The organism is Caulobacter sp. 17J80-11 (assembly GCF_014349105.1).
Taxonomy (GTDB): domain Bacteria; phylum Pseudomonadota; class Alphaproteobacteria; order Caulobacterales; family Caulobacteraceae; genus 17J80-11.
Genome location: NZ_JACSJI010000012.1, coordinates 1 through 20,164, shown reverse-complemented (window position 1 = coordinate 20,164; position 20,164 = coordinate 1). Strand labels below are relative to the sequence as shown.

At 71.3% G+C, this 20,164-nt stretch carries 19 protein-coding genes and 1 tRNA gene; 10 read left to right on the top strand and 10 right to left on the bottom strand.

The window, feature by feature from the left end:
* The first annotated feature begins 24 nt into the window (after positions 1-24).
* A complete protein-coding gene (locus tag H8B08_RS13010) occupies positions 25-417 on the top strand; it encodes a hypothetical protein (RefSeq protein WP_187450625.1) in 393 nt (130 codons plus the stop codon).
* 2 nt (positions 418-419) lie between these two features.
* On the opposite strand, the gene H8B08_RS13005 is transcribed toward H8B08_RS13010, so the two are convergent.
* Positions 420-1,493: a LacI family DNA-binding transcriptional regulator gene (locus tag H8B08_RS13005; protein ID WP_187450708.1), complete on the bottom strand. Its 1,074-nt coding sequence runs from the start codon at positions 1,491-1,493 to the stop codon at positions 420-422.
* Between the two features lie 116 nt (positions 1,494-1,609).
* On the opposite strand from H8B08_RS13005, the gene H8B08_RS13000 reads away from it, so the two are divergent.
* The 4 genes from H8B08_RS13000 to H8B08_RS12985 are packed head-to-tail and all read left to right on the top strand — an operon-like array spanning position 1,610 to position 6,818.
* Positions 1,610-3,103, top strand: coding sequence for a UxaA family hydrolase (locus H8B08_RS13000; protein ID WP_187450624.1), 1,494 nt, complete (start codon positions 1,610-1,612; stop codon positions 3,101-3,103).
* Positions 3,100-4,536: a mannitol dehydrogenase family protein gene (locus H8B08_RS12995; RefSeq protein WP_370545469.1), complete on the top strand. Its 1,437-nt coding sequence runs from the start codon at positions 3,100-3,102 to the stop codon at positions 4,534-4,536. Before H8B08_RS13000 ends, H8B08_RS12995 begins: the two co-directional genes overlap by 4 nt.
* Before the next feature lie 12 nt (positions 4,537-4,548).
* Entirely contained in the window at positions 4,549-6,144 is a 1,596-nt protein-coding gene (locus H8B08_RS12990) for a family 43 glycosylhydrolase (protein ID WP_187450623.1), read from the top strand.
* A 56-nt stretch (positions 6,145-6,200) separates the two neighbouring features.
* Positions 6,201-6,818, top strand: coding sequence for a hypothetical protein (locus tag H8B08_RS12985; protein WP_187450622.1), 618 nt, complete (start codon positions 6,201-6,203; stop codon positions 6,816-6,818).
* Between the two features lie 75 nt (positions 6,819-6,893).
* On the opposite strand, the gene H8B08_RS12980 is transcribed toward H8B08_RS12985, so the two are convergent.
* The 3 genes from H8B08_RS12980 to H8B08_RS12970 form a co-directional block, all read right to left on the bottom strand.
* A complete protein-coding gene (locus H8B08_RS12980; RefSeq protein ID WP_222934466.1) occupies positions 6,894-7,211 on the bottom strand; it encodes a hypothetical protein in 318 nt (105 codons plus the stop codon).
* Between the two features lie 78 nt (positions 7,212-7,289).
* Positions 7,290-8,615, bottom strand: a complete 1,326-nt coding sequence (locus H8B08_RS12975; RefSeq protein WP_222934465.1) for a polysaccharide lyase family 1 protein — start codon at positions 8,613-8,615, stop codon at positions 7,290-7,292.
* Entirely contained in the window at positions 8,612-9,991 is a 1,380-nt protein-coding gene (locus tag H8B08_RS12970) for a pectate lyase (protein WP_187450621.1), read from the bottom strand. The genes H8B08_RS12975 and H8B08_RS12970 overlap by 4 nt, the downstream gene beginning before the upstream one ends.
* A gap of 153 nt (positions 9,992-10,144) precedes the next feature.
* Here H8B08_RS12970 and H8B08_RS12965 point away from each other — a divergent pair, with 153 nt between their 5' ends.
* The 3 genes from H8B08_RS12965 to H8B08_RS12955 all read left to right on the top strand — a co-directional run bounded on the left by H8B08_RS12965 (position 10,145) and on the right by H8B08_RS12955 (position 12,816).
* Positions 10,145-10,993 carry a 2-keto-4-pentenoate hydratase gene (locus H8B08_RS12965; RefSeq protein WP_187450620.1) on the top strand — a complete coding sequence of 283 codons (849 nt, stop codon included), beginning with the start codon at positions 10,145-10,147 and terminating at the stop codon, positions 10,991-10,993.
* Between the two features lie 78 nt (positions 10,994-11,071).
* On the top strand, positions 11,072-12,373 hold the full coding sequence (locus tag H8B08_RS12960; protein ID WP_255500825.1) for an MFS transporter: 1,302 nt from the start codon (positions 11,072-11,074) through the stop codon (positions 12,371-12,373).
* A gap of 146 nt (positions 12,374-12,519) precedes the next feature.
* Positions 12,520-12,816 (top strand): antibiotic biosynthesis monooxygenase, encoded by a 297-nt coding sequence (locus H8B08_RS12955; protein ID WP_187450619.1) that lies wholly within the window; start codon positions 12,520-12,522, stop codon positions 12,814-12,816.
* A 21-nt stretch (positions 12,817-12,837) separates the two neighbouring features.
* Here the strand turns inward: H8B08_RS12955 and H8B08_RS12950 are convergent, their stop codons facing one another.
* Positions 12,838-14,079, bottom strand: coding sequence for a patatin-like phospholipase family protein (locus H8B08_RS12950; RefSeq protein ID WP_222934464.1), 1,242 nt, complete (start codon positions 14,077-14,079; stop codon positions 12,838-12,840).
* Between the two features lie 177 nt (positions 14,080-14,256).
* Between H8B08_RS12950 and H8B08_RS12945 the strand changes: the two genes are divergently transcribed.
* Entirely contained in the window at positions 14,257-14,820 is a 564-nt protein-coding gene (locus tag H8B08_RS12945) for a YSC84-related protein (protein ID WP_187450618.1), read from the top strand.
* Positions 14,821-14,838: 18 nt separating this feature from the next.
* A complete protein-coding gene (locus H8B08_RS12940) occupies positions 14,839-15,489 on the top strand; it encodes a DUF4337 family protein (protein ID WP_187450617.1) in 651 nt (216 codons plus the stop codon).
* On the opposite strand, the gene H8B08_RS12935 is transcribed toward H8B08_RS12940, so the two are convergent.
* The 5 genes from H8B08_RS12935 to H8B08_RS12915 all read right to left on the bottom strand — a co-directional run bounded on the left by H8B08_RS12935 (position 15,486) and on the right by H8B08_RS12915 (position 20,049).
* Entirely contained in the window at positions 15,486-16,001 is a 516-nt protein-coding gene (locus H8B08_RS12935; protein WP_187450616.1) for a DUF4136 domain-containing protein, read from the bottom strand. The genes H8B08_RS12940 and H8B08_RS12935 overlap by 4 nt on opposite strands.
* 109 nt (positions 16,002-16,110) lie before the next feature.
* Positions 16,111-18,681 (bottom strand): BTAD domain-containing putative transcriptional regulator, encoded by a 2,571-nt coding sequence (locus H8B08_RS12930; protein ID WP_187450615.1) that lies wholly within the window; start codon positions 18,679-18,681, stop codon positions 16,111-16,113.
* Positions 18,682-18,829: 148 nt separating this feature from the next.
* The gene (locus tag H8B08_RS12925; protein WP_187450614.1) at positions 18,830-19,486 is read right to left on the bottom strand and encodes a hypothetical protein; all 657 of its coding nucleotides are present in this window, start codon (positions 19,484-19,486) and stop codon (positions 18,830-18,832) included.
* Positions 19,487-19,713: 227 nt separating this feature from the next.
* Complete coding sequence (locus H8B08_RS12920; RefSeq protein WP_187450613.1) at positions 19,714-19,875, bottom strand: hypothetical protein; 162 nt, start codon at positions 19,873-19,875, stop codon at positions 19,714-19,716.
* Positions 19,876-19,972: 97 nt separating this feature from the next.
* A tRNA-Met gene (locus H8B08_RS12915) sits at positions 19,973-20,049 on the bottom strand.
* Between the last annotated feature and the right edge of the window lie 115 nt (positions 20,050-20,164).

Genomic DNA, 20,164 nt, shown 5'->3' with positions numbered 1-20,164 from the left:
TCTGACACACAGTAGGAGTGGCCGATGCGGCGCACCGCCGTGGCCTTGGCCGCACTGGCGGCCGTTTGGGGCACCACCCCCGCCTTCGCTCAGACCGACACCAGCGATCGCGATCTCAGTTGCATGGCCGTCATGGCCTTCGCCGTCGCGGCTTTGGACAATCCCCAGGAAGACAGTCTGCTGAGGATATACTTCGCCTACTACCTCGGCCGGCTGAACGCGCGGGATTCCAACGCGCAGTGGGCCGACCGGGGGATCGAGCGGTTGAAAGCCATGACCGGCGACCAGCTGAAGACGACCCTGCTGGTCTGCGCCGACACCGCCGACCGCGAGTTCAACACCGCCCTGCCCACCTCGGGCGGCGCGGGCGCCAGCAGCGACGGCGACGGCGGCGCGAGCGCCACCGGCTCGGCCTGACTTCAGGCCGGCGCCGGACCGGACGACTCGCGCACCACCAGGTAGGGCAGGATCGAATCCGGGTCGTAGCGACGGGCGCGGCCGTCGTCCTCGCCGCGGATGAGGCGATCGGCGGCGATGCGGCCCACGTCGGTGGTGGGGGCGTGCACCGTGGTCAGCGGCGGCCACAGGCGCGAGGCGATCTGGAAGTCGTCGAAGCCGACCACCGACAGGTCCTCGGGCACGCGCAAGCCGGCCTTGCGGGCGGCCTGCAGCACGCCCGAGGCCATCTCGTCGTTGCCAGTGAAGATGGCGGTCGGCCGGGGCGACAGGGCCAGCAGGGCCTCGCCGCAGGCCATGCCCGACTCGAAGGTGTAGGCGCCTTCCATCACGTAGGCGTCGGGCATGCCGACGCCGGCGGCGGCCAGGGCCTCGCAGAAGCCGCGCCGGCGCTCGTGGGCCGAGCGGAAGGTCAGCGGGCCGGAAATGTGGGCGATCACCTTGTGGCCGTGCGCCAGCAGGTGCTTGGCCGCCGCGGCGCCGCCCATGTGGTCGTGGGTGACGACCATGCTCTCGGCCTCGTCCAGCGGCACCGAGGCGATACGCACGTAGGGGCAGTCGATTTCGTTCAGCAGGGCGGCCAGGCGCTCGTCTTCGGAGACCGACGGCGGCAGCACCACGCCGAACAGCTTCTGGCGCTCCACGAAGGCGCGCATGTCGCTGAGGAAGTTGGGGTCCGAGCGCACCACCGGGCGGATGATCAGCTCGTAGCCGGAGCCCTTCAGGGCGTCGAGGATGCCCTGCTGCATGTTCACGACGTACTGCGGGTTCGGGTTGTCGTAGATCATCCCGATCAGGAACGAGCGCCGGAACGCCAGGCCGCGGGCCTGGGGATCGGGCACGTAGCCCAGCTCGTCGATCACCGCGTTGACCCGCGCGCGCGTCTCCTCCTTCACGAAGGGCGACTCGTTGATCACCCGCGACACCGTCTTCTTCGAGACGGCGGCCAGGCGCGCGATGTCGTTGATGGTCGGACGGCGGCGGTCGCGCTCGATCTCGGTCGAACCCTCGGCCGAGCCTGCGGCGGTCTTGCTGATGACGGTCACTTCGGCCCCGACGAATGCAACGGTCCTTACATAACCGCCCCTCCGCGTCCACGCCACTGGGCCGAACGACCGCTTGCGCGATTTATGACACCGGTTACCTTGAGCATATGTCCGCGTCCCCCGCCCTTCCCTCCGTGCACCGCGTCGCGCCCGGCGACGACGTGGCCACAGCGCTTCGCTCGCTCGAACCGGGCGAGAGCGTCCTTGTCGAGGGCCGCCCCATCGAGGTCCGCGCCGCCGTGCCGAAGGGGCACAAGCTTGCGGTGAACGCGGTCGCTGCCGGGACGGAGGTGAAGAAGTACGGCTGGCCGATCGGCCGGGCCACGCGGGCCATCGCCGCCGGCGACCATGTGCATACGCACAATCTGGCAACCGGGCTCGCGGGCGTGGACGCCTACGCCTGGACGCCGCCGGTCGCCACCACCGCGCCCGCCGCCACAGGCGAGTTCCTGGGCTATCGCCGCGCCAACGGGCGGGTCGGCACCCGCAACGAGATCTGGATCCTGTGCACCGTCGGCTGCGTGGCCAACACCGCCCGCCGGATCGCCGAAAAGGCCGGGCAGCGGTTCGCCGGGCGGGTCGACGGCGTCCACGCCTTCCCCCACCCGTTCGGCTGCTCGCAGCTGGGCGACGACCTCTCCCACACCCGCAAGCTGATCGCCGCCCTGGCCGCCCATCCGAACGCCGGCGGCGTGCTGATCCTGGGCCTGGGCTGCGAGAACAACCAGCTGGCCGTCCTGCTCGCCGAGGCTGACGTCGCGCCCGAGCGGCTGCGCGCCTTCAACACGCAACTTGCCGACGACGAGATCGAGGACGGCCTGGACGCCGTCGAGGCCCTGGTCGCCGTCGCCGAGCAGGACCGGCGCGAGCCCTGCCCCCTGTCGGACCTGGTGATCGGCCTGAAGTGCGGCGGCTCGGACGGCTTTTCCGGCCTGACCGCCAACCCGCTGGTCGGTCGTATCGCCGACCGGGTGGCCGAGGCCGGCGGCACGCCGGTGCTGACCGAAATCCCCGAGATCTTCGGAGCCGAGCGCCTGCTGATGGCGCGCGCCACGGACCGCGCCGTGTTCGACGGCGTCGTCGAGGTGGTCAACGACTTCAAGCGCTACTTCCTCGACCATGGCGAGCCGGTGTCGGAGAACCCCTCGCCCGGCAATGTCGAGGGCGGCATCACCACTCTGGAAGAGAAGTCGCTCGGCGCGGTGCAGAAGGCAGGAAGCGCGCCCCTGACCCAGGTGCTGCGCTACGGCGAGCGGATCAGCGGGCCGGGCCTGGCGCTCTTGGAGGCGCCGGGCAACGACGCGGTGTCCTCCACCGCCCTGACCGCCGCGGGCGCGACGGTGATCCTGTTCACCACCGGTCGCGGCACGCCGCTGGGCTTCCCCGCCCCGACCCTGAAGATCGCGTCGAACACAGCGCTGGCCGAGCGCAAGCCGCGCTGGATCGACTTCGACGCCGGCAGCGTGCTCAGCGACGGGCTGGAGGCCGCGACCGACGCGCTGATGGCCCTGGTGATCGACACCGCCTCGGGCCGCGAAACCCGCGCCGAGGCGAACGGCGAACGCGAGATCGCCGTCTGGAAACAAGGGGTGACGCTGTGAGCCGCCTTTCGTCAGCCGCCCTGCCCCAGCTCCGCGGCGCCGCCAAGCCCGCCTACGACCGCGACGCGACGGAGATCGGCGTCGTCCACTTCGGGCCCGGCGCCTTCCACCGCGCCCACCAGGCCTTCTATTTCGACGAACTCCTGGCCCGCGACCCGCGCTGGGCGATCTCGGCGGTGTCGCTGAAAAGCCCGGGCGTACGCGACGCTCTGGAGCCGCAGGACGGGCTCTACACCCTGGTCGAGCTGGAGGCGGAGACGAAGCTCCGGGTGATCGGCGCGATCCGCGAGGTGCTGGTCGCCCCCGAGACGCCCAGCCGCGTGCTGGCCCGCCTGGCCTCGCCGCACGTGCGGCTGGTCACCCTGACCATCACCGAGAAGGGCTACTGCCTGGATGGCGCGGGCGTGCTGGATTCCGCCCACCCGGACGTCTTCCACGACCTGACCGCGCCGGACGAGGCGCCGAAGAGCGCGATCGGCTGGCTGGTCGCGGGCCTGGCGCTGCGCCGGGCGGCCGGCTTGCCTGGCCTGACGGTGCTGAGCTGCGACAACCTCGCCGACAACGGCGTGCGGCTGCGAAACGCGGTACAGGCCTTCGCGGGCGCGCTCGACGCCGGCCTGGCCGCCTGGATCGAGGCGGAGTGCCGCTTCCCGCGCACCATGGTCGACAGCATCACCCCGGCCACCGACGACGCCCTGCGCGCCCGCGTGCTTGCGGCCACCGGCGTCGAGGACGCCTGGCCGATCCAGCGCGAGGCCTTCGTGCAATGGGTGGTCGAGGACGTCATGCGCCCGGACGCGCCGGACCTGGCCCCGGTGGGCGTGAGCCTGACCGACGACGTCGGCGGCTGGGAGCGGGCCAAGCTGCGCCTGCTGAACGGACCGCACTCGACCCTGGCCTACGCCGGCCTGCTGCGCGGCCACACCACCGTGGCGGAGGCGATGAACGATCCCGAGCTGGCCGGCTTCGTGCGGGCCATGATGCTCGAGGACATCGCGCCCACCCTGACGCCGCCGGCGGGCCTGGACCTTCACGCCTATGCCGAGGCGGTGCTGAAGCGCTTCCGCAACCCGGCCATCCGGCATCAGCTCGCCCAGATCGCCTGGGACGGCTCGCAGAAGCTGCCGTTTCGCATCCTGGGCACGATCGCCGACGCTCTGGGCGCCGGCCGCTCTGTCGATCGGCTGGTCGTGCCGCTGGCCGCCTGGATGCGCTTCGTCGAGATGCGCACGCGCGAGGGCGAGAAGATCGTCGACCCGCTGGCCGGGCCCCTGGCCGAGGTCGCCACGGCCGGCGGCGGGGTCGAGCGCTTCCTGGCGCTCACGAGCGTCTTCCCGTCGACGTTGGCCGCCGATCCGCGCTTCCGCCGTCCGCTCGAGGCCGCCTACGCGCGGCTGGGCGCGGACCCGACCACCGCCCTTTCCGCCGCCTGAGACTTCAGCCCGATGGTCGACCTCACCCGCCGCGGCTCGCTGGCCGCGCTGATCGCCGGCGGAGCCGCCGCCTCCGCACCCCCGGCCGGCGCTGCGACGCAGATCGCCGCGCCTTCGTGGGGCCAGGGCCCCGAAGGCCAGCGCAAGGCCGACCTCGGCGACGGGCGCTTCCTCAATCCGATCCTGGCCGGCGACCACCCGGACCCCACCATCGTGCGCGACGGCGACGAGTGGTGGATGACCTTCTCCTCGTTCGACGCGTATCCGGGCCTGGTGCTCTGGCGCTCGCGCGACCTGGTCAACTGGACGCCCGTGACCGCCGCCCTGAAGACGCCGATCGGCTCGGTGTGGGCGCCGGAACTGGTCAAGCACGCCGGCCGCTGGTTCCTCTACATTCCCGCGCGCCGTCCCGAGGGACGCTCGATCTACGTCATCACCGCCGACCACCCGTCAGGTCCCTGGAGCGAACCGGTCGACCTGCACCTGCCGGACCACATCGACCCCGGCCACGCGGTGGGCGAGGACGGCTCGCGCTGGCTGTTCCTGAGCGGCGGCGACCGCATCCGCCTGGCCGACGACGGCCTGTCCACGGCAGGCGCGGTCGAGCACGTCTACGATCCCTGGCGCTATCCGGACGACTGGGACGTGGAGAGCTTCTCGCCCGAGGGGCCGAAGGTGCTGCGCCGGGGCGACTGGTTCTACCTGGTCACCGCGGTCGGCGGCACGGCCGGCCCGCCGACCGGCCACATGGTCATCGCCGCGCGTTCGCGCTCGATCCACGGGCCGTGGGAGCACCATCCGGACAACCCGATCGTCCGCACCCGGCGCAACTCCGAGAAGTGGTGGTCGCGCGGCCACGCCACCCTGGTCGAAGGGCCGGGCGGCGGCTGGTGGATGGTCTACCACGGCTACGAGAACGGCTTCTGGACGCTGGGCCGCCAGTGCCTGCTGGATCCGGTCGAGTGGACCGCCGACGGCTGGTTCCGGGCCAAGGGCGGCGACCTGTCCAAGCCCTTGCCCAAGCCGAAGGGCGGGAGCGCCCTGACCCACGGCCTGGCCTTGTCCGACGACTTCTCGACCGACAAGCTGGGCGTGCAGTGGGGCTTCTACGATCCCGCGCCCGGCGAGGCGGCGCGCCTGACGCGCCAGGACGGCGCGCTGGTGATGGCGGCCAAGGGCGCCCAGCCCCGGGACTGCTCGCCGCTGGCCTGCGTCGCCGGCGATCCGGCCTACCAGATGGAGGTCGAGCTGGAGGTCGAGCCCGGCGTGCAGGCCGGCGTGCTCTTGTTCTACAGCCGTCGGCTCTATTGCGGCCTGGGCTGGACCGGCGAGCGGTTCGTCATGCACCGCTACGGCCTGGAGCGGAACGCCCGCGCGCCGGAGGGCTACGGCCGCAAGATCTGGCTGCGCCTGACCAACGACCGCCACGTGGTGACCCTCCACCACAGCGGAGACGGCCGCACCTGGAAGAAGTTCGACGTCCAGATGGAGGTGTCGGGCTATCACCACAACACGGCCGGCGACTTCCTCAGCCTGCGCCCGGCCCTGTTCGCGGCGGGGAGCGGCCAGGCGCGCTTCCGGGACGTACGGTATCGGGCGCTGGGCTAGAGGCGCCCCGCCGTTAACGGCTATGCTCCCGGCCTCGTCGAAGAGGGGGTTGCGCCATGCCGGGGAAGATCGTTCTGCTGACCGCCGCCTGGTTGAGCGCGCTGGCCGCGCCGGCGGGCGCCTACGAAGCCGCGCCGAAGCCGGTCGTCAGCACCGCCGACGAGTGCGCCATCCTCGCCGCCGTCGCCCAGGGCGAGCTGACCGTGCGCACCGAGGCCGGGGCGATCCGGCTGCCCGAGCCGCGCCGCGACCTCGAGCCGGCGGCCAGCCGGGCCGAGCGGCACGCCGCCTACGCCGAGAAGCTGAAGGGCTGGGATCCGAAGGACGTCGAAAGCCTGGAGCAGTGGGTCGCCCGCGACGTCGCGGTGTACGAGGACCTGGGCCTGTCGCAGGCGCGGGCCGCCGAGCTGGCCGCCGCCGACGGCGCCGCCCGCCCCGCCTACCGGCTCGCCTGCGACTGGCGCGCGCACGGAATTTCCTTCGATCCGGACGAGGCGCAGCCCAACCAGTGGCTGACCTTCACCCGGCCGCTGACCACCGCCGACGGCCGTCTCGCGGTGGCGTGGATCAGCTACGGCTACACCCCGACCTTCGCCCGCGAGGAAGCCTGCCTACTCGAAAAGGTCGACGGCGCGTGGCGCTTCAAAGCCTGCCGAGCGACGTTGATGTCGTAGGCCGGCGCCCGGCCGTAGGCTTGATGGCGGCTATCTCGAACGTCCGCTTTCGACCCAAAGCGGACATTATTAGGCTCAGGCTGGATTAACCGTCGCGGTCTCATCAATGATGAATTGCGCGTGGTTCTCGCGACACCACTGCTCCAAGTCATTCTTAAGTTCGGGCCAAAGATCGATCGCCCAATCCGGTGCCTTGCCGCGCCAAGCTTGCTCAGTCGGCAGATACGCGGAGAGAACTCCCATCGGCAGCTCCAGAACGAAAGAGCCGCCTGGCCCAGTGACCACGAGTTCTTCCTTCCATCGCGGTTTGAACTGAAACGTTCGCCCGCGACCCGCGCCTTTCCCTGATCGGCGAGGGCGATCTCGCCCGAGAATCCAATCGAAGACACTCATCACGTCGCCCCATCGCTAGCGGCGGCAACGCTAGCGTTCGGAATGTCCGCTCACCACCCAAAGCTGACATTCGCCCCCTCACTCCACCGCCGTCAGCACCTCGGGCCGCTTCGGGCTCATGTCGGCGAGGTTCCAGTCGGCCTCACGGAACGCGCGCCGGGTCTCCGCATACGCCGGATAGCCGCCGACCTCCTGCTCGCTGTCGATGATCTGGCCGGTCCCTTCGGCCGCCTCGCGCACGATGCGGGCGTCGACGGCGTCACGGTCCCACGGGCGGGCTCCGGCCTCGCGCAGCACGGCCGCCTTCACCGCCGACGCCGACAGGGCCTTGAAGCCGGCCGGCCAGACCGGGGCTTCGGTCGCCTCGATCAGGCCCGGCGTGCTGTCGCCGAACCGCCCGAAGACGGCCAGCGGCGCGCCGGTGCGGTCCAGCCCCAGGTTGTCGCGGGCGAAGAGCTCCAGCTCGCCCTCGCCGCCCAGCTGGAACAGGGCCAGGCCGTCCAGCGTCGAGGGGCCGGCCTGCACCACGTTGCCGACCACCGCGAGGCGCCCGCGCTGGAACGGGTGTTCGCCCCACTCCTTGGCGTGCAGGTTGTAGTGCACGGCCCGCTTGCCCGGGTCGTAGATGAAGTTGTTGGTCACCACGCCCTCAGTCCCGCCCTTGAACAGCGGATTGCGCTCGCGGTTGTGGGAGTAGAGGTTGCCGACGACCAGGGCCTCGGTGACGTTGTCGTGGATCAGGCTGCCCTTGGAATGCTCGCCCTTGGAATGGGTGGCGTTCGACAGCCCCTCGGCCACGATGTTGTTGGAGAAGGTGATCCCGCGCGAGGTCGCCGCGCGCCAGGCGTCCGGATCGGCGCCGTCGAAGCGCGGGCCGGAGGCCGACAGGTTCTCGTCCGTGGCCCAGGTCAGGCTGCAGTGGTCGACGATCACGTCGTGCGCGCGGTCGCAGGCCAGCGCATCACATTCCCAGCCGCTCTTCTTGGCCTGGCCGGCCTCGCCGGGGCGCACGCGGATATGACGGATCACCACGTCGTGGGTCGAGACGCCGACGCCGCCGCGGATCAGGGTGATGCCCGGCGACGGCGCGGTCTGACCGGCGATGGTCAGGAAGGGCTCGTTGATCTTGATGTTGCGGCGGTCGAGGTCGATCACCCCGCCGACCTCGAAGACCACGATGCGCGGCCCCTTCTCGGCGACGGCGGCCCGCAACGAGCCCGGGCCGTCACTGGCGAGCGTGGTGACGCGGATGATGCGACCGCCGCGGCCGCCCGGCGTGCGCGCGGCCCAGCCGAGCGCGCCGGGGAAGGCCGGAGCCGCCTGCGCCAGCGCCGGACCGACGCCGGCCGCGAGCGCGAGCGACGCGCCGCCCATCAGGACGGCGCGCCGGTCGAACCGGCTCACGTGCCCTTCCGCACGGCCGGACGGTCGAGGACCTCGGGCCGCTTGGGTGTCATGTCGTTCAGGTTCCAGTCGTCCGCGTTGAACGGCTTGTAGGTCGGCACCTGCACCGGATAGCCGCCGACCTGCTTCTCGTGGTCGATGATCTGGCCGCGGCCTTCGGCGACCTCGGCGATCAGCAGCACGTCGTACATGTCGCGGTCCCAGGGGCGGGCGCCGGCGTTGCGCAACACCGAGACCTGCACGTCGGTCGCCGGCATCGGGTTCAGCCCATCCCACCAGACCGGCGGCTTCTTGGCCTGGACGATCTTGGCCGACGAGGTGGTGTAGCTGCCGAACATGCGCAGCGGTTCGCCGACCTGGTCCACGGCGATGTTGTCCTTGCCGTAGTACTCCAGGTCGCCGGAGCCGCCGATCATCAGGAAGGCCAGCCGGTCGGTCGGGGTCGACGGGCCGGCGCGCAGCACGTTGCCGACCGCGGTCATCTTGCCGACCTCGTAGGCGTGGTCCTGCCACTCCTCGGGAGCCAGGTTGTAGTGGATGGCGCGCTGGCCCGGATCGTAGATCAGGTTGTTGGCGATCACCCCATGCACCCCGCCCTTGAACAGCGGATTACGCTCGTAGTTATGGGCGTAGAGGTTGCCGACGATCAGCAGGTCCGAGACGTTGTCGTGGATCAGGCTGCCCTTGGAGTGCTCGCCCTTGGCGTGGGCGGAGTAGGCCAGCCCCTCGCCGATGATGTTGTTGGAGAAGGTGATCGCGTGGCTGGTGCCGGCGCGCCAGTCGTCCGGGGTCGAGCCGGTGAAGCGCGGGCCCGAGGCCGACAGGTTCTCGTCGGTGGCCCAGGTCAGGGTGCAGTGGTCGACGATGACGTTGTAGGCCCCGCCAGTGGAGACGCCGTCCTCGTCCCAGCCGCTCATCCAGCCCTGCTCGGCGCTGCCGGGGCGGATGCGGATGTGCTGGACGATCACGTCGTGGGCGTTGATGTCCATGCCGCCGCGAATGACCGTGATCCCCGGCGAGGGCGCGGTCTGGCCGGCGATGGTGATGAACGGATCGGAGATCTTCAGGGTCTTGCGCCCCAGGTCGATCACCCCGCCGACCTCGAACACGACGATGCGCGGGCCCTTGGCCTCGATCGCCGCCCGAAGCGAGCCCGGGCCGTCGCCGGCCAGGGTGGTCACCTTGATGATCCGTCCGCCGCGTCCGCCCGGCGTCTGGGCCGCCCAACCCTGGGCGCCCGGGAAGGCCAGTTGAGTCGCGGGAGCGGCCGTCTGCGGCGCGGCGGCGGTGGGAGCCGCGGCGGCGGCCGGCACGGCCAGGCCGAGCGCGCAGAGCGCCGCGACCGCGGCGAAGGTCTTTCCAGTCAAAGCTTTCACTCCCCGACTCCGGTCTTTTTTCACCACGATCTCCGGACGGCGGGAAGCGCCGGCGGGCCGCAGTTTGCTCGGTGCATTTGAAAATGACACCGGTTTCCTCTAGACACAACAACACGGCCGCATAAGACGCGCCGAAGTCAGGGGAGTAACGGGGTGGGTGTTCAAACGGCCGAAAAGACGGCGTCGGCGCCGGCCGACACGGCGGCGCGATTCGTAGCGGCGCGCCTGAAGGCGACCGCCCTGCCCGACTTCCCCGGCGACGTGCCGGCGGACCTGGAGACCGGCTACGCCTCCCAGGAAGCCGCCATCGGCCTGTGGCCTGACGAGCTGGCCGGCTGGAAGGTCGGCCGCATCGCCGACGCCCTGCAGAACAAGTACGGCCAGGCCCGTCTGGCCGGCCCGATCTTCCGCCGCGCCGTCTGGGTCGCTAACGGCGAGGCGGTCGCGTTCCCGGTGTTCGCCGGCGGCTTCGCCGCGGTCGAGGCCGAGTTCGTCTTCCGCATCGGCGTCGACGCGCCGGCCGACAAGGTCGAGTGGACCACCGAGGAGGTCGCCGACCTGGTCGGGGCCCTGCACGCGGGGATCGAGACCGCCGGCAGCCCGCTGGCCACCATCAACGACCTGGGCCCGACCGTGGTCGTCTCCGACTTCGGCAACAACGCCGGCCTGATCCTGGGCCCGAGCGTGGACGACTGGCGCGCGCGCCTGGACGGCCTGACCTGCGAGACCTTCGTGGACGGCGTCTCGGTCGGCCGCGGCGGCGCGGCCTCCCTGCCCGGCGGCCCGCTGGGCGCGCTGAAATTCCTGGCTCGCCACTGCGCGCTGCGCGGCCGCCCGCTGAAGGCCGGCCAGCTGATCTCGACCGGCGCGGCCACCGGCATCCACGACGTGGTCGCCGGCCAGACCGGCCGGGTCGAGTTCGCCGGGTGCGGCGATATCGCCTGCGTCGCCGTGACGGCCCAGGCTCATACTCAAGACACCAAGAACGTCCGCACCGCCTGACGGCGGAAAGACGGACACGAACGAACGGGAAGAAGCGCTCGGCCCCGGAGCGGGGCCGTCAAGGACCGGGAGGGTTCATTGAGCGTCGAGACACAGGTCGGCGTCGCCGCAGGCGTCGCCGCCCCCAGCGAGCGCGTCGGACGCTATCGCTGGGTGATCGTCGGCCTGCTGTTCACCGCCATGGTGATCAACTACGTCGACCGCCAGACGATCGGCCTGCTGAAGGGCGACCTGACCAACGCGTTCGGCTGGAGCGAGACCGACTACGCCGACGTCGTCTTCTATTTCCAGGCCACCTACGCGGTGGCCTACCTGGCCTTCGGTCGGATCGTCGACAAGATCGGCGCCCGCTGGGGCTTCGGCCTGGCCTTCCTGATCTGGCAGGTGGCGCACATCGCCTGCGCCGGCGCCCGCTCGCTCAACCAGTTCATCTTCGCCCGCATGGTGCTGGGCGTCGGCGAAGGCGGCGGCTTCCCGGGCGGCATCAAGGCGGTGGCCGAGTGGTTCCCCAAGAAGGAACGCGCCTTCGCCACCGGCCTGTTCAACGCCGGCACCAACATCGGCGCCGTCGTCACTCCGCTGGTGATCCCGTGGATCGTCACCGACCTGGCGCTGGGCTGGCAGGGCGCCTTCATCGTCACCGGCGTGGCCGGCCTGATCTGGCTGCCGATCTGGCTGATGGTCTACCGCCACCCGAGCAAGCACGCGAAGGTCTCCAGCGCGGAGCTGGCCTACATCCAGAGCGACCCGGCCGACCCGGCCGAGAAGGTCTCCTGGTTCAAGCTGCTGACCGTGAGGGAGACCTGGGCCTACGCGCTGGGCAAGTTCCTGATCGACCCGATCTGGTGGATGTTCCTGTTCTGGCTGCCGGATTTCCTGGGCAAGCGTCACGGCCTGGACCTGAAGAACTTCGGCCCGCCGCTGGTGGCCATCTACCTGATGTCCGACGTCGGCAGCGTCGCCGGCGGTTGGCTGTCCTCGACCCTCATGAAGTTCGGCCTCAGCCTGAACAGCGCGCGCAAGTACGCCATGCTGCTGTGCGCCCTGTGCGCCGTGCCGGTGGCCTTCGCGGCCGAGGCGTCGAGCCTGTGGGTCGCGGTCGGCATCATCGGTCTGGCCACCGCCGCCCACCAGGGCTTCTCGGCCAACCTCTACACCCTGCCCAGCGACGTGTTCCCGCGGAAGGCGGTGGGCTCGGTGATCGGCATCGGCGGCATGATCGGCGCCTTGGGCGGCATGGCCATGTCGAAGTTCGTCGGCGCCATGCTGGAGCAGAACTTCGGCTACACGCCGATGTTCATCATCGCCGCCACGACCTACCTGGTGGCGCTGGCGGTGGTGCACTGGCTGACGCCGCGCTACGCCCCGGCGAAGATCTGAGACCGCCGGCGAAAGCTGGAAACGAGAACGCCGCCGCAGTCCCTGCGGCGGCGTTTTTCATGGGAACGGAAACCGCGCACGCCGGGTCGTACGACCGGCTCGCAAGACGCCCCGCCCCCGGGGCGCCATGGCCGCGGAGATCCGCCATGACCGCCTTCAACGTCGTGCGCTTTCACGTGAAGCCCGGACGCGACCAGGAGTTTCTGCAGGCCCACGCCAACGTGAAGCGCGATTGGCCGGGCATGCAGCACGCCAACCTGATCAAGACCGGCGAGCACGCCTACTGCATCGTCGGCGAGTGGGACGACATGGAGGCCCTGGCCGCCGGCCGCCCGCAGATGATCGCCACGCTGGACAGCTTCCGCGACACGCTTGAGGACCTGGGCGGCGGACTGGGCGTCACCGATCCGGTGTCGGGGCCGGTGGTGCTGGAGCTGAAATAGCCTCCCGCTGTTATTCGGCCCTCAGCCCGGCGGGCCGTAGTCCGGCGGGTACTTCGCCCAGGGATAGCCGTTCACCGCCATGGCGTGCCCGTAGTCGAACAGGGCGCGCATGTAGTGCGTGTCGAACTGGGTGGTGTGCGGCATGTCGAACTCGCGCGGAATGTAGGCCAGGTTGTAGTTCAGGCCGTCGCGCTTGGCGGTCAGATAGATGCGGTCCAGGTCGCCTATGCCCTGGGTCGCGATCAGCGAGGAGACCGCCCGGTCGGCGATGCTGAGGGTGCGCCGGTCGACGCTGGCCCACTCCGGGTCCAAGCGGGCATTGCGGATGATGTAGAGGTTGCGCGTGCGGGCGGCGTTCTCCTCCTTCGAGAACTGACCCAGATTGAAGGCCGGCGGATAGAGGAACACCTGCCGCGTGGCGCCGCCGTCGACGTGCATCTCCTGGTAGCGCTTCCCGTCGACGGTGACGTCGATCATCACCGGCGGGAAGGCGCCGGGAATGGACGCGGACGCCACCATGATGCGGCGGAACAGGTCCAGAGCCTTGGGATCCTTGCTGGCGGCGATGGCGGTCATGTTCCAGACCACCGGCTCGCGGGAATCGAGATCCGTCGTGCCGATCATGAGCAGCCGCCCCTTGGCGTACTCGGCGGCGATCTCGTCCAGAAGGGCCCGGTTGACGTAGCGGTCGACCAGCTTGTGCATCGGGGCCGTGCTGGCCATGGCGTCGCTGAACAGGGCCGCCGTAAAGAACCGCTTGCTGAAGATGTCCTTGGCCGAGACGTCGGTGTAGGTCTCCTTCAGCACGTGGTCGTACTTCGGCCCCAGAAAGGCGAAGGGCGCGATCAGGGCGCCGGTGCTGACCCCGGTCACGCCCTTGAATTCGGGCCGGTCGCCCCGCTCGGTCCAGCCGACCAGCAGGCCGGCTCCGAAGGCGCCGTCGTCACCGCCGCCGGAGACCGCCAGGAAGGCGACCGGCGGCAGGGGTTTTCCCGCCTGGCCCGACTGGGCCAGCCAGGCCTTCTCCCGCTCGAAGGACGTCAGCGCCTCCTGCCGGAAGGCCGCGTCGTCGCGGGAGGGGAAGTAGCGGGCGTTCGGCACGGCGGTCTGCGCCTGCGCCGTCAGGGCGGTCGGCACGGCCGGCAGGCGCGCGGGCGAGGCGCAGGCGGCCACCGCCGCCACCACCAGGGCGGCCAGCATACGGCCGCCGAGGCGCGCCACGGGCATGCGTCCATCGCGACGATCGGCGGTCGGGGCAGGCATGCGCGAACTCCTGATCAGGGAACGCCTTCGACGGAAGAACTCGGGAGTTTGGCGCGCGTTGCGGCCCCAGGCGGCGCGCGCGCCGCGCTCAGGGCGCGCCGCGTGCGGGGTCAGGTCTTTTGCGGATATGCCGCCCCCCGCCCCCATGCTCCGGTGCGCGCTACACAGGAGGCCGTCATGATCCGCACGCCCGGCTGGACCTCACGGCGCGAGACCCTCGCCGGTCTCGTGCTGGCCGCCGCCGCAACACCGGCCCTGGCGCGCCAGAGCGGCGTCAGCCCGGAGCTGCCGGCGCAGGCGAAGGCCGCGCTCGACAAGCTGCTGGAGAGCAATCCGGCCGCGCGCAAGGTCTACGGCCAGGCCGCGGCGGTGCTGGTGTTCCCCAAGATCACCAAGGGCGGCTTCGTGGTCGGCGGCTCGACCGGCGAAGGGGTGCTCTACGCGCGCAACCAGCCCGGCGGCTACTACCGCTGGACCTCCGCCTCGTACGGCCTGCAGATCGGCGAGGAGACCTACAGCTACGCCCTGTTCTTCATGACCGACGAGGCGCTGGCCTACCTGCAGAAGACCGACGGCTGGGAGGTGGGCACCGGCCCGACCCTGGTGGTCGCCGACGAGACCTACGCCAAGGAGGTCTCGACCATGAACCTGGACAAGGGTGTCTACGTGTTCATCTACGGCCAGAAGGGCCTGATGGCCGGCGGCGGCGTCCAGGGCGCGAAGATCACGCGGATCCAGTAAGGCTCAGGTGACCGCGCCATGCCCGAAGCGGCGACCGAGGCCGACGCAGCCGCCAGGCGGCGATCGGAAATCATGGAGATCGTCGCCGCGGTGGTGCTGGCCACCGCCGGCCTGCTAACCGCCTGGGCCGGCTACCAAGCGTCGCGCTGGGACGGCGAGCAGTTGGCCCACTACACCCGCGCCGACGAACTGCGCGTGGACGCGTCCGAGGCGTCGGCCCACGCCGGCCAGATGATGATCGTCGACGTGCTGGTGTTCGACGACTGGCTGCACGCCGAAGCGGCCGGCGACGACGCCCGCGCCGAGTTCTACCGCCAGCGGTTCCGCCCCGAGTTCGCAAGGGACTTCGAAGCCTGGCGCGCGGCGCGCGCGCGCTCGCCCCAGACGGCGCCGCCGACCCCGTTCACCGAGCCGGCCTACCGGCAGGCCGCCCAGACGGAATCCGCCGCCCTCGTCCGCCAGGCCCGCGACGAGTTCGCCGCCGGCCGCTCCGCGAAGGCGACCGCGGACCGGTTCGTGCTGGCCTCCGTGCTGCTGGCCAGCGCCCTGTTCTTCGGCGGCATATCGCAGGTGACCCGGCGCCACTGGGTGCGGGCCGTCATGCTGGTCCTGGGCCTGTTCGGCTGTATCGGAGGCCTGGCGGCGATCCTGACCCTGCCGCGGATTTAGTCGCCGGCGGCGCTGGCGGCCGGCGGCGGCGCCACGCGGGGCGGCAGGCTCGCCATGGTCTGGACCACCACGCCGGTGATCTTTGACGGATCGGGGTTGTTGCCGAGGATCTGCTTGGCCGAGCCGTGCCAGATCGCCTGCTTGGTGCGGGCGTCGAACACGTCGATGTTCAGCACGCCCTCGGTGTACTGCTCGACGTCCAGGCCCAGGCCCCAGGCGCCGTAGCTCTGGATGTCGGTCTCCTGGTGGGCGCCCATGTTGAACATCACGATCAGGCTGCCGGGCGTGGCCTTGGTGTAGCCCTTGGCCGCCATCTGGCCGTCGATGGCGTCTTTCACGCGCTGGCCCAGCACCGGGTCCACGCCGGCCGGCATGGTCGAGGCGGCCCACTGGTAGGTGCTGTACTGGCTGAAGTTGACGCCGGGGGCGACGTCGGAGCTGACCTGGGGCGTGGAGGCGCAGGCGCCGAGCGCGAGCGCGAGCAGGGCCGAGGCGAACAGGCGGCGGTGCATGGGCGGCTCTCCTCCGATCCCCCGAGCGGACGATGGTGGGGCGTGCGGCCGCGCGCGTCGATGCGGTGAACCCCCGAGGCGGCGAGGCGAGAACCCCGAGGCGGACGCCTCAGCGGCTGCGCCCGAGCTCGGCGGTCATGACGTTCATTTCCGTCTCGCGGCGCGTCAGGATCAGGCCGCCCGACGGACGCACGGCGAAGCTCGCCACCTGGAACAGGCCGGCGGAGTCGGCCACCGCGGTCTCGCGTCCGCTCGCCAGGTCGCGGCGGCTGATCCGGTCCTGCTGGCCGGTGGGGGCGCGGCGGGCGAAGTAGAGCGATCCGCCGACGATGTCCCAGTTCATCCAGTCGGCCGGCTGCAGCGCGGCCTCGAACATCCGGGCCGGCCCCTTGGCCAAGCGGTCTTCGACGGGGATGCGCCAGATCCCCGCCCGGCTGTCCAGCATGACGAACAGGGCGCGGCCTTGCGGGTCGAGGCGCACTGCGCGCGGCCCGTCGCGGGTCACCGCCTCGGCCGGGCCGCCGACGTCGGCGCGCACGCGCCAGATCCGCCAGGCCCCCGACCGCCTCGACGCGAAATAGACGTGCCGGCCGTCGGCGGACCAGACCGGCGAGGCGTCCTCAGCGGCGTCCGACGTCAGGCGCAACAGGGCGCCGGCCCGGTCGGCCACATAGACGTCCCCGCCCCCCTGCCGCGCCACGACGAACACGACCCGGGCGCCGTCCGGCGACCACCGCGGCTCGGTGATCGTGACCCTGCGGAACCCGGTCAGCGGACGCTGCACGCCGCCCGACGAGAGCCACAGCTGCTCCTCCCCCGAGCGGTCGGAAACGTAGGCCAGCGCCCCGTCCGAGGCCGCGGCGGGAAACCACTCGGAAGACTGCGAGCTGACCGGCGCGGTCGCGCCGATCCGCTCCGGCTCGACCGAGGGCCGGGCCTTGTCGACGAGGTAGGTCTGATCGCGGACGACCTCGAACGCCAGAAGGTCGCGATCACGCGACGACGAGAGCGAGCGGAACTCCAGCAGCCCGCTCGAGACCCGGCGCGCCTCGCCGCCGGACAGGGGCGCCCACCACAGCCCCGTGTCGCTGGTGCGGTTGGAGGAGAACAGCAGCCCCTTGCCGGTCCGGTCCCAGGTCAGCCCCCAGATTCGGTCCCCCTCGTGGGTGATCTGACGGTCTTCGCCGGTCGAAAGGTCGACCACGTGCACGTCCGACGCCGCCCAGGTCTCGCGCCGCAGGAAGGCGAGCTTGCGGCCGTCGCGGGAGATCGCCGGCTCGTCGTCGCCCCAAAGGCCGTCCGGGCTTTGGGTGATGGCGCGGACCTGTCCGGTGGCGAGCTCCAGCCGGAAGATCGCGCTGGAGCGGCCCGGCGCGGGCTTGTCCGAGAAATAGAGGGCGCGCCCGTCGGCCGCCCACGCCAACCGGGAGTCGGCCACGGCCTTGCAGCGCCCGACGAGGCGCTCGGGGCCGTCGGGCATGCGGTAGGTGTAGATCCGGCACAGGTCGCCCTCGGCCGGCGAGCGTCGCGCGAAGGCGATCGAGGTCCCGTCAGGCGACCAGGCGGCGTTCTCGTCCACCCCGGCGTCGCTGGTCAGACGCACGGGGCGGCCGCCGCGCAGCGCCAACAGGTACAGGTCCTGGTTCCCGGGCGTGAGCTGGTGGGAGCTGTAGACCAGGAAATTTCCGTCGGGCGACAGGGCCGGCCGGTGGAAATTCGAGCGCGCCGACAGGACGCGCGTCAGGGACTCGATCGCCGGGACGCGAGGCGCCCGGGCGGACGCCGCAAAGCCGATCACGCCGAGCACGGCGACGGCGGCCACGGCGGCGGCGAGCGCGCGCGTGCGCACCGGCCAGGACGCGCGGCGTGCGCTGGGGGCTTCGGGCGCGACGAAGGCGTCGGTTTCGTCCGGGCCCGCCGCCTCCGTCTCCGGTTCCGGACGCGTCTTCCGGCGTCCGGTCCGGATCTCGTTGAACAGCTGCAGGGTCTCGGGTTCGGGCGCCACGCCGAGCTCGCGGCCGATGTGCGAGGCGAAGTCGCGATAGTGCGCCAGCGCCGCCGCCGGGCGGCCCTGGCGCACGTGCAGGCGCATCAGCACCCGGTGGGCGCGCTCCTCGAACGGGTCGAAGGCGATCACGCGCAGGGCCGCCTGCGCGGCGGCTTCGGCGGACGCGCCCGTGGCCAGCAGGCGCTCCAGGGCGGTCGCCATGAGCCCGGACGCCAGGTTGCGCAGGCGTTGGCGCTCGCGCAGCATCCAGATCTCGAACTCGGATGCGTCGCGGATAGCGAAGTCCTGCAGGAAGTCGCCGTGATAGAGGTCGACGGCGTCGCCGGCCCGGTCGGGGTCGTGCTCGGCCTCGGCCGCCGCGCGCTCGAACGCGTCCAGGTCGACGCTAAGGACGCCGGCGACGACGCGCACGTAGTCGCCGTCACGCTCAAGAATGCCCGCCGCGCCGTGCCGCTCGCTCTCCCGGCGCAGCAGCGACAACGCCTTGCGCAGGTTCGTCGCCGCCTGGGGCGCGTCCACCTCGGCCCAGAGCAGGGCGGCCAGCCGCTCGCGCGAGGCGCGGCGCTCAGGCTGGCGGACCAGATAGGCCAGGAGGGCGAGCGCCTTTCGGGTGGCGGGCGTAGCCGGCGCGCCTGAGGGCGCGCGCAGTTCGCAGCGCCCCAGCAGACTCAAACTCCAGACCGGATCCCCCACCCTCGCCGGCTCCCACGCCCGTCCGGCGGCGAGCCGACGTAAAGCGTCGCGCGCGAAACCTCCGCCGGAGCGGACCGCGCCGGCCATTGGTACGCGAGTCAGGGAGTGAGGGGTAGTCGGCGCGCCGTCAGGCCGCGCGACGTGGCAGGTTCAGCCGCAGCGCCGGGTCCGTCAGGGCCCGCCGGATCAGATCCGCCTGGCGGCTTTCGCCGGTCTTGGCGAACAGGCTGCGCAGGTGGGTGCGCGCCGTGGAGACGCCGACGCCGACACGCTCGGCGTAGTCGGACAGCCGCTCGCCCTCGACCAGGGCGACCAGCAGCCGGGCCTCGGCCGGCGTCAGCTCGTAGGCCTGCCGCAGATGGTCGCCGGCGAGCGGCTGCGGCGGCCCGGCGCTGATCAGGACGGCCAGCGCCTCGCCCGTGTCGCCCGCCTCCAGCGGCGTCACCAGCATCGCCGTCCCGTCCGCCTCGTCGTCGGCGGCGCGCAGGCGCACGGTCGACGTCGCGCGCCGCTCGACCGCCCCGGCGAGGGCCGCTCGGAACGCAGCCGTGTCGCGGCCGGCGCCGATCACGCGCCCGTCCAGGACGGTGAACCCGGAGCGCAGGAGGTCCCGTCCCCGCTCGTTCACCGCCCGCACGCCCCCGCGGGCGTCGGTCACGATCAGCGCCACGCCCACGTGCTCCAGCGCCTGCAGGCTGGCCAGGGCGAGCCAGTCGTCCCCCCGCGGCCGATGCGTGGTCACAACGCCCAGCTCGCCGCTCCGGATTACGGGCGCCACGCTCATTGCATTCTCTCCCAACCGCGCGCGCCGACGGCCGCGTCGGGGACCGAGGTGCCCCGGCGACCGCTCCGCCGGCGTGACCGGGAGCGTGAAAAGTCCGTGAAATCGACCGCTTGGCCGCGAACGCCGGGGACCGCGCCTGCCTCCCCTCCATTCGGAGGCGGTCCCACGGCGCAGCTGGGGACACTCGGCCCGAGCGGCCGGCCGTTTCCATTTCTGTCTGCTATGTCTCAGGCCGCCGCGTGCAGCAGGGGATCGGACATCAAGCGGCGGATCAGCTCCGCCTGCCGCTGCTCGCGGGCCATGTGCCCCGAAAGCCGCTGGAGCAGCGCGATGTCGCCTGCTTCATGGACGCCGCCCCCCCTCCGTTCGGAGGGGACGCGCAGGCGCATGCGGCGGCCGTTTCAGCCCATTGGCGGGCCCGTTTGCGTCAGCCGGGCCCGGAAACGCGAACAGCCCCGCTTATGAGGCGGGGCTGTTCGGGAAGTTTGGGTGCGGGGACAGGATTTGAACCTGTGACCTTCAGGTTATGAGCCTGACGAGCTACCGGGCTGCTCCACCCCGCGGCAAACTTTAAGCGGAAGTGATCGTGAGGAAGGGTTTGTGAACTTGAAGGATTCGTCCGTCTTGTAGACCTGGCGGCGACCTACTCTCCCGCGTCTTAAGACGAAGTACCATCGG

Excerpts from the sequence above, each read along its gene's own strand:
- H8B08_RS13010 (WP_187450625.1), top strand. The coding sequence starts at position 25 with ATGCGGCGCACCGCCGTGGCCTTGGCCGCACTGGCGGCCGTTTGGGGC.
- H8B08_RS13000 (WP_187450624.1), top strand. The coding sequence starts at position 1,610 with ATGTCCGCGTCCCCCGCCCTTCCCTCCGTGCACCGCGTCGCGCCCGGC.
- H8B08_RS12990 (WP_187450623.1), top strand. The coding sequence starts at position 4,549 with ATGGTCGACCTCACCCGCCGCGGCTCGCTGGCCGCGCTGATCGCCGGC.
- H8B08_RS12985 (WP_187450622.1), top strand. The coding sequence starts at position 6,201 with ATGCCGGGGAAGATCGTTCTGCTGACCGCCGCCTGGTTGAGCGCGCTG.
- H8B08_RS12980 (WP_222934466.1), bottom strand. The coding sequence starts at position 7,211 with ATGAGTGTCTTCGATTGGATTCTCGGGCGAGATCGCCCTCGCCGATCA.
- H8B08_RS12955 (WP_187450619.1), top strand. The coding sequence starts at position 12,520 with ATGACCGCCTTCAACGTCGTGCGCTTTCACGTGAAGCCCGGACGCGAC.
- H8B08_RS12950 (WP_222934464.1), bottom strand. The coding sequence starts at position 14,079 with ATGCCTGCCCCGACCGCCGATCGTCGCGATGGACGCATGCCCGTGGCG.
- H8B08_RS12945 (WP_187450618.1), top strand. The coding sequence starts at position 14,257 with ATGATCCGCACGCCCGGCTGGACCTCACGGCGCGAGACCCTCGCCGGT.
- H8B08_RS12940 (WP_187450617.1), top strand. The coding sequence starts at position 14,839 with ATGCCCGAAGCGGCGACCGAGGCCGACGCAGCCGCCAGGCGGCGATCG.
- H8B08_RS12935 (WP_187450616.1), bottom strand. The coding sequence starts at position 16,001 with ATGCACCGCCGCCTGTTCGCCTCGGCCCTGCTCGCGCTCGCGCTCGGC.
- H8B08_RS12925 (WP_187450614.1), bottom strand. The coding sequence starts at position 19,486 with ATGAGCGTGGCGCCCGTAATCCGGAGCGGCGAGCTGGGCGTTGTGACC.
- H8B08_RS12920 (WP_187450613.1), bottom strand. The coding sequence starts at position 19,875 with ATGCGCCTGCGCGTCCCCTCCGAACGGAGGGGGGGCGGCGTCCATGAA.